The following is an 8,882-nucleotide window of genomic DNA, read 5'->3' on the forward strand; positions in this document are numbered from 1 at the left end:
CGAGGAGCAGCGGCAGCATGAAATGCGGGTACCCGATTGGTTATTGCAAATTGTGAGCCGCTGCCTTGAAAAACACCCCGAAGCAAGGTATAAGAACGGTATGGAACTGCAAAAGGCAATAGAGTACGGCCCCTCGCTAGCACCGCCCCTTATCGAGATTGAACAAGAACAAGTTCCTTCTTACCCATTACAAGAAGCCGATGGCATACGGTTATCAACTACAATGTTTGCTATACTAATGACCTTGCTGGTTGTTTTGCTGATATATAGCGGTTATTCCTTTTTCAATAAACCGGCTGTAGCGCCTAAAACCATTGTGGTGAAGCCGGTAGACTCGGTCTCAAAAGCAGATAGTGCCGAACAGGCCGATCGGCAACGTAGCCTAAACTACATCAGAAAACGTAAAGCTATAGATTCGGCGGTGCAAAGAGCTATAAAAGAACAGATGTACAGAGACGGCGAAACTGAGCAGGATAGCTTGAAAGAAGATACGACACAGAGCAATCCCACCATAAATTAATATATTATGCATGCCTTATTGCAAACATAGTGCGCCATTGTATGTTAAACTAATAATTTTATTATCCCTTTTTATTTGTGTATGGATGCAAAAACTTCTATCTGGCAACGTATTGGCATACAAGATTGGTTTTTAACTAACGAGGAATCAGATGGCGCAAAAAAGGCCCACGCACTTACGCCCGATGATGTTTATAACTACGTTGTGGCTAAATTTGGCGATTCTATACGTGAACTTTCTTTTGCTGGTCGAATCGTATTCTATCACGAATATATCATCAGCTTCAATCCGGAGGATCATGCCGAATTTATGCATAATAAGCAGGGTATATTTGGCCTTATAATTAACGAAACCGTTAAAAAATTTTATGAACTTTTGAAACAATATAGAGCAACTGGTAAAACTGTTGTGCCATCAAGTTCAAAGTGGGTGTTCAGGTTGGTTTCACATCCCGACTATGCCCGTGGCGATATTGGTTTTATTGGTAAACTGATGCCAGGCAATAACAAAAAAGAAGAAAATTTGCGCGTAACCTTTATCCCAAGGCAAACAGGTATTGCCCAAACATTTGATATTAGTCAGGAAGTTTTGAAAGGGTTTAACTATTACAGCGAAGGATATTACGAATTGCCTTATATTGAAGATCTGGAGTTTGATGATGCTAACGACGTAAATTCATCCCAAAAAAGCTTCGCCCGGTTTGAAACCATTTTGCCCGAAAAGCAATTTGCAGGCAAAAAGGTAGAATACATTATGCGAGACGACGAAATTATCGTTTCTGGTAATGAAGAGGAACGGGAAGATTCCAATATATTTAAGATACCTACGGAGTGGGTTAACTCTCCACATTTACAGATCCGTTATAACAAATCGGATGGAAAATTCTACCTGGCATCATTTGGTGAACGAACCATATTAAACGAAACCGAATTAGAAAGATGTGATGTCAATTCCCCTTCGTGGGTAGAGCTGCCGGTTAACTCAAGGATATTATTGAATGGCATTGTTGGGCTTAATATTTTTAAATCATAGGGAGTATGTCGCAAATTTTATCAATAGCTTTATTTGTGGTTTGCCTTTGCTTAATAGCCACCCATTTTTTCGACATTAAAAAATCGCGCAAACCTAATGGCTGATCAATTTTTTGGAATTACCGATACCGGGAAGCAAAGGCAAAACAACGAAGATGCTTTTATAGCTCAGCAACAAGTTAACAGTAAGTTTGTTATTGCCTGTGTAATAGATGGAGTTGGCGGATATTCTGGTGGCGAAGTTGCCGCGGCGCTGGCACGGGAATCTATCCTGAAGCGCCTTGAAAAACCATCGGGCGAGATTATTCCGATGCTGGTTGATTGTTTTAGTTTAGCTAACGAGAAGATCCTCGCCGAAAAACAAAGTGTAAAACAGCACGATAGTATGGCATGTGTTGCCACGCTGGCCATAGCCGATATGGAGCGCAATCAATTTTATTATGCGCATGTAGGCGATACCAGGTTGTATTTAGTACGCGATCAATCGTTGGTAAAAATATCCCATGACCAATCTTTTGTAGGCTTTTTGGAAGATTCTGGCCGGCTTACCGAAGATGCCGCTATGAAGCATCCTAAAAGGAACGAGATCAATAAAGCTTTAGGGTTTGAAACCCAGTTGAGCAAAAACAGCGATTACATCGAAACAGGCCAGTCGCCATTTTTACCCGGCGACATGATTTTGCTATGTAGCGACGGCCTTACCGATATGATCAACAAGAACAAGATACTCAGTATAATAACGGGTTCCGGTTCAATAAAAGAGAAATGCCGCGGATTGATAGATGCCGCAAACGAAGCAGGCGGAAAAGATAACGTTACGGTTGTACTTGTTCAAAACAACAAAATACCAGCCAGGCATAACGCAACTATGCCCGAAGCAAATGTTAATAAACCCGAGCTTACCACCACTTTAACAACTAACGAAAATCAAGAGGTTTTGCATACTAAAGAAACACCTGTGAGCCAAACAACCGGAAACAAAACGCTGGTGATTGTACTTAGCTTGTTCACGCTACTGTTTTTAGGGACTACAATATGGCAATATTTAAATAAGACACAGCCAGCCCAACCTATAGCAAAGCCTACGATAATAATAGCTAAAGTTAAAAACGATCAGGAGATCAAACTTCAACAAAGTGTAGATCAGCTCAAAGGGCATATTCTGGTGTTGTCAGATTCTGTTTTTAGGTCACCCATTATTTTAACCCAGGCTATTCGGGTTAATGCTGACAGTATCGTGATCAAGGCTAAAGGAAATATTGTATTTAAAAGTGACACGTCAAATAGCGGAATTGCTTTCAGTTTCCTGCCCACATGTAAAAGTATCGTTTTAGATAGTATCTCCTTTTCTGGTTTTAAAACGGCAATAGTGGCTTGCAATAATGTATTGAAGTTAAAAAATGTGCGGTTTTTTAATTGTGGTGTTCCAGTTCAATATGGCCATCTAATCACCAGCCAAAAATTTATCAGTGTAACATTATTGCCTGTAAGTTTCAGGGCCGACTCTTTACCCATCCAATCTAAATAACCTATGGAACAGAACAACACAATTTCGGTTTCACGGGCAAAAGAACGCATCTTTTTGTTGGTTACCGGTATTGTTCTGGCCTTGTTTTTTGGCAGACTGTATTATGTGATACAAGGAAACTTTGCCGATATAAACCGCAGGCTTGCCGATGGAACCATGGTTAACCTGAACGCGGGTAAACCGGCACAGAATATGAGGGAACTTTTAGAAAAAGGTTTTTATTTTGAAGACAAGAATGATATTGACCTGGTTGAAAACGTAATAGCCGAGCGAATTACAACCGGAAGAAAATTTGACAATATTGGAGAATTAAATAAAAGTAAATATAACGTTAACGCGGATGAGGCATTTACAAAAGGCGGCAGATCATTTAAGCAACGGGTTATTGTATCGCGGGCATTGCTTGGTTATACAGGCGATGATTCGCTACGTTTTATTCAGGAAAAAAATGCTCCACCTGCAATAGCCAACGTTACAGATGTGGGCCTGGGAGATAAAAGTATCAGTGGCCAAATACGCAACAAAACAATACCCGTTGCAGGAGTTTTGGTACGGCTGCAAATGATATTGCCGCAAGATAGTACTTATAGCAACCAAGAGGCCGATGAAACCAAAACTAAAGTTGAGCAAACCAACGAATACAAAAAGGTTTATGTTGCAGATGCAAAGGGAAGCCTGCATTTACAATCACTTACCGCGTTTGCCCGAAGCAATGCGGAGGGGGTGTATAGCTTTATAAATCTGCCTGCGGGAAAAGCGTTTGAGCTATTGCCTTTACAACCCGGCTACCAATTTGGCAGGTCGCTCGGTACAGAGAATTTACGGCAGGATGTTCAGTTTAATTTTTTTCAGGCGCCTCATACGCTCCGGCTTCTGTCTTCGCGCGATTTTAATTTACTTAAGAAGGAAAAATCGCTCATTATTCGTACCCCGTCGGAATTTAACTTTTGGTATCGGATAATCGTTTTTGTTTTTTTTGGATGCTTTGTTGTTATGCACTTGTTATTGAGCTGGAAATTTTCGACAGCCGACCAATTGATATTACCTCTTATCATGGTGTTAACAGGGGTGTCATTTTTAACCATGTTAAGTCTTCAGGATCCATTGCGTGATCGTTTCCTTGCCAAAGACTCACTAATTTATCTCGGAATGGGATTTGGCGGCATGTTGTTTTTATTGCTCTTCAACCTTCGCCGCTTTACCACCGACTCCGGTTTTTATCGGATGTTCATTTTTAAAAGCAACAGCAAAGCCGCTAACGGCTGGCCCTGGGTCATCGTAGCCATTACCCTGCTTGCTTTAACCATACGTTTTGGTACCGGCCCCGAAGGAAGTGGCGTGAAAGTTAATTTGTTCGGTTTTCAACCGAGCGAGATCGTTAAGTACCTTATCATTATTTTCCTGGCGGGTTTTTTTGCAACCAACGAAAAATTTATCAGTGAGTATCCAAGTTTAAAAAAGAGATGGTCGTTTTTTTCTTTTGCTGTTATCGGTACTGGTATCACGCTGTTCCTTTTTCTCATCCTGGGCGATCTGGGGCCGGCAATGGTGATCTGTTTTACTTTTATCGTACTGTTTTCTTTTTCCAGGGGCGACTTTGCCTTAATGGCGAGCTCTGTAGTGTTTTATGTATTGGTAACCTGGATATTTAAAAACGTATGGCTGTCTGCCGCCTTAACAGCGGGTATGCTGGTGCTGGTGTTTTTATTCAAACGAAAACAACTGAGCGAATCTGCAATAATGGCCTTGATTATTATCGCGGGGTTTTTAACTATTGACAAAATTCCGCATTTGGATAAACTGATACCCGGCCCTATACAACGCTTAGCAGACCGGAAAGCGATTTGGCAGAATGCCTGGGATAATGAGGTTTATGGTGGTGACCAGGTTGCCAATGGCCTGTGGGCAATGGCAAGCGGTGGTGTTTCTGGCCAGGGAGTTGGCGAGGGTTTTGCCAAAACTATACCCGAAGCCCACACCGATATGATATTACCTTCAATTGGCGAAGAATTTGGTTGGACAGGTATTGCCTGCATTTTTGTGCTTTTTTTGCTGTATTTAAACAGGGCCATCATTATAGGCCGGCAAACGGGCACACCTTTTTTATTTTACTTATGCGCCGGTATTGGGGTTTGTACATTTGTGCAATTTATATTGATAGCGGGCGGTTCAACAGGTGCATTGCCTTTATCCGGAGTTTCGCTACCATTTGAGAGCTATGGTGGCTCATCCCTTGTCGCTAATTTTTTAGCAGCTGGTTTTTTGCTCTCAGCCTCATTAGTTCGGGGTACTCCGGTACAAATGAGCTTCCTTACCAAGCAGCAGGATAAAAACCTGGTGCCCGCTTTATTAGCTGCGCTTGTTGGTATTGTGCTGCTTACTGTGAATGTGTCACGTTATCTGCTGGATAACAGTAAATGGATAGTAAAACCATCGTTGGTTGCCGATAGGAGCGGTACCCGGATGTTTAGCTACAATCCCCGTATCGCCATCCTGATGAACAGGCTACAGGCCGGTACACTTTATGATAGGCAAGGCCGTATTTTGGCAACCAGTAATCCGCTACTGATAAGAAAACAAAAACGATTATTGGACAGCGCCGGGGTAAGTAACTACAATCTTGATTCGGCTATGCACAAACGTTTAGATCGTTATTACCCTTTCGAAGAACAAACCTTTTTTTGGGTGGGTGATGCCAACACCGGTATTTTTAACGGAAGTACTAATGGCTATTTTGCCGAATACGAACAAGCGGCAGAGCTAAGGGGTTTTAAGCTACCCAGCATCAGTTATAACACCCATGCCAGCCGTTACCAGGAAAATCGTTTTTTAACCCGCGGGGTAAAAGAAATGACGGTAAGTAAAAAAGATTACAGCGCATTAGCGCCATTACTTATTGCCGGTATAAACAGCGCACAAGTACAGGCATTTAAACAGCAAAACCGCGATGTAAAACTAACTATAGATGCCGGACTACAAACTCATATCCAACAGTCATTAGCTACCGATACTTCATTAAACGATAACCGGGTGTCTGTAGTCATTATGCAAGCCTCAACTGGCGATGTTTTAACTTCGGCAGTTTACCCCTTACCACCGGTAAATAATTGGGATCAGTTAACTATGCCGATTTCCGAACAAAATAAACTATCACAGTGGGTAACAACAACAGATCTGGGGTTTACTTATGCTACACAACCAGGCTCAACAGCTAAAGTGCTAACTACAATGGCATCCTTTAATAAACTGGGACTTGAAGCGGCTAATAAAAAATTTACCGTTAGCACTTACGAGCGGATACGTACCAAAGGGATAGAGCCGGATGAAACCGGCGTAATTACCTTAGAGCGTGCAGTAGCCAAATCCAATAACGTATATTTCATAAAATTAGCCAACCAGGAACACCTGGAAGAGGATATGGCTACTTTGTATTTAAAAACCGGAATGTTTTTACATGGTGTAGGCGGCTATTTTTACAACAGGCCCGCCAATAATGTTAAGCAGGAAGAAACCTGGCGCGAATTGTGGCGCAAAACGGAATTTAATACCAGGCCGCGATACGATCCGAATAACATACGTCGAACCAGGGCCAAAGGTATATCCGGCATGGCTTGGGGGCAGGGCGAACTGATAGCTACGCCGGCCGCTGTGGCAAGGCTGGTAAGCGGGGTTGCCAATAATGGCGAACTTTTAGCTAACAGATTTGTAATGAATGTAAGCGGAATAGATCAGCCTGCAAGTGCCGCAATTAAACTAGCCAATGATCCCCAATATACAAAACTGATCACCCAATATATGATAGAGCAAAGTGCGCCTAAAAAACCAATATTGGGTATTAGTGTTGCAGGTAAAACAGGAACACCCGAACGTATATGGAAAGGTGAAGGGATAAACGACGGCTGGTACGTGTTTTTTGCGCCTATGGCCAAAAGTGAGGGTAATATAGTTGTTTGCGTACGCATAGAATCAACCAAAGGATCGGCCGACGCGGTTAGACTGGCTGGCCGGCACGTGATACCGTTGTTGCTAAAGCAAGGGTATATAAAAAGCATTTTGCCGGATGTTGTTGAAACAAAAAATCAATTGAACAGTAATGATAGATAGCTATGGCCATGTTTGATATATTTAACAGAAATGAAAATAAAGGCCCCAAAGATGTAAAGGGAGTTCGTGATGCACTGCTGCGATCTATTAAGGATGAATTGCAAAAGGCTGAAGGCGGCGAAGGGCGTAATATAAAGGGCATCTATTTGTTCATTGGCGATGATTCCGTTGCTAAACATATTTATGAATCGGCTGTGTATGTTGATGAGGATAATCGTTTTAGAGATGAGATACAAAAAATAGCCGATGACTTTGACTTGGGATTACCAACGAATTGGGTATTAGAAACCGCTTTTTTAAACGAATTCCCTGCCGAAGCGATTAAAGTGGGTGGATTGAATTGTGCTATTTTTATCCGGACAAAAGATCAATCTATCCAAAAAACAGGTGCCGCATTTGTGAGGATACTGAATGGCGAAGCCGAAAAAAAGGAATATCCGATCTCATCCGTAGATGGTAAGCTCAACATAGGTCGGGAAAAGCGCGCGCAGGTTGAAGATGGTTTTTTTAGACTGAATCATATCGCCTTCCCTGGAGATAGTGCCAACGAGGCCAATAAATACATTAGCAGGCAGCACGCCCATATACAGTGGAATAACGAAGAGGGTTGCTTTATGCTGTTTGCCGATGAGGGCGGTATCCCACCTGCAAATAAGATCAAAATAAGATCGGCATCATCTGAAAATTTAGTTAAGCTCAACTCAACACATATCGGGCATCGCCTTGAAGAGGGTGATCAGGTTATTTTGGGTGAGACAGCGGTTTTTGAATTCAGTTATAAATCGGAAATATAGTGGCTGGTAGCATGAGTAAAGTATTTACGATAACCGAAGGATTAGAGAACATGGGTGCAATGCGCACTGGAGGTCAGGGTTCGGTATATAAAGGGCGTCGTATAGGAGCCATCATAACGGCGGTGAAACTGTTGCCCACGCCCATTCACACCGAAAGTAATGACGATAAAAACTACCGCAACTTTTTAAACGAAGTTGAAAAGCTTAAAAAGGTAAACGAAGTACCCAATCCCAATGTAGTAAAGATCCTCAACTCAGGCATCACCGAGAGCGGATCTTTCCCATTCATCGAAATGGAATTTATAGAAGGGCCCGATCTGGAAGAGTTATTAAAACCGCCCCATGAGAAGATCTTTACGATCAAAGAGGTGATCAAACTGGCTGATCAGCTGGCTTGCGCGCTGTGCCATTGCCATAGTGTAGGTGTAAAGCATGGCGATATCAAAAGCAATAACATCAAATTCAACGTTCACTCGGGCAATTACGTACTGCTTGATTTTGGTTTATCCATCATGAGCGACGAAGAGCGGCGCAGCAGTATGCGCCACGCCGGTGCGATAGAGTTTATGGCACCGGAGCAAAACGAAGGGAAGATGCTTCTGCAGACCGATATTTACAGCTATGGGGTAATTTTATACGAGTTACTGGCAGGTCAGGTACCTTTCCCCTTGCAGGATAATGGCGAGACCGCCCGCAACACGGTTATGCTATCGCACATGGAAACACCCGTTCCTGATCTGATGGAGCTACGGAAAAGAAACCTGCCACCCAGTTGGAGCGAGGAGCAGCGGCAGCATGAAATGCGGGTACCCGATTGGTTATTGCAAATTGTGAGCCGCTGCCTTGAAAAACACCCCGAAGCAAGGTATAAGAACGGTATGGAACTGCAAAAGGCAATAGAGTAC

At 42.7% G+C, this 8,882-nt stretch carries 6 protein-coding genes; all 6 read left to right on the forward strand.

Annotation, left to right across the window (positions count from 1 at the left end):
* Positions 1–520, forward strand: a 520-nt coding sequence (locus tag ABIN91_RS10495) for a hypothetical protein (protein ID WP_348051050.1), incomplete at its 5' end; no start/stop codon positions are given.
* A gap of 81 nt (positions 521–601) precedes the next feature.
* Positions 602–1,552 carry a hypothetical protein gene (locus ABIN91_RS10500; protein WP_348051051.1) on the forward strand — a complete coding sequence of 317 codons (951 nt, stop codon included), beginning with the start codon at positions 602–604 and terminating at the stop codon, positions 1,550–1,552.
* A gap of 96 nt (positions 1,553–1,648) precedes the next feature.
* A complete protein-coding gene (locus ABIN91_RS10505) occupies positions 1,649–3,079 on the forward strand; it encodes a protein phosphatase 2C domain-containing protein (RefSeq protein WP_348051052.1) in 1,431 nt (476 codons plus the stop codon).
* A 3-nt stretch (positions 3,080–3,082) separates the two neighbouring features.
* Entirely contained in the window at positions 3,083–7,183 is a 4,101-nt protein-coding gene (locus ABIN91_RS10510; protein WP_348051053.1) for an FtsW/RodA/SpoVE family cell cycle protein, read from the forward strand.
* 8 nt (positions 7,184–7,191) lie between these two features.
* A complete protein-coding gene (locus ABIN91_RS10515; RefSeq protein ID WP_348051054.1) occupies positions 7,192–7,977 on the forward strand; it encodes an FHA domain-containing protein in 786 nt (261 codons plus the stop codon).
* Positions 7,978–7,988: 11 nt separating this feature from the next.
* Positions 7,989–8,882, forward strand: an 894-nt coding sequence (locus ABIN91_RS10520; protein WP_348051055.1) for a serine/threonine-protein kinase, incomplete at its 3' end; no start/stop codon positions are given.

It is taken from the genome of Mucilaginibacter sp., assembly GCF_039921305.1.
Classification (GTDB): Bacteria; Bacteroidota; Bacteroidia; order Sphingobacteriales; family Sphingobacteriaceae; genus Mucilaginibacter.

Excerpts from the sequence above, each read along its gene's own strand:
- ABIN91_RS10500 (WP_348051051.1), top strand. The coding sequence starts at position 602 with ATGGATGCAAAAACTTCTATCTGGCAACGTATTGGCATACAAGATTGG.
- ABIN91_RS10510 (WP_348051053.1), top strand. The coding sequence starts at position 3,083 with ATGGAACAGAACAACACAATTTCGGTTTCACGGGCAAAAGAACGCATC.
- ABIN91_RS10505 (WP_348051052.1), top strand. The coding sequence starts at position 1,649 with ATGGCTGATCAATTTTTTGGAATTACCGATACCGGGAAGCAAAGGCAA.
- ABIN91_RS10515 (WP_348051054.1), top strand. The coding sequence starts at position 7,192 with ATGTTTGATATATTTAACAGAAATGAAAATAAAGGCCCCAAAGATGTA.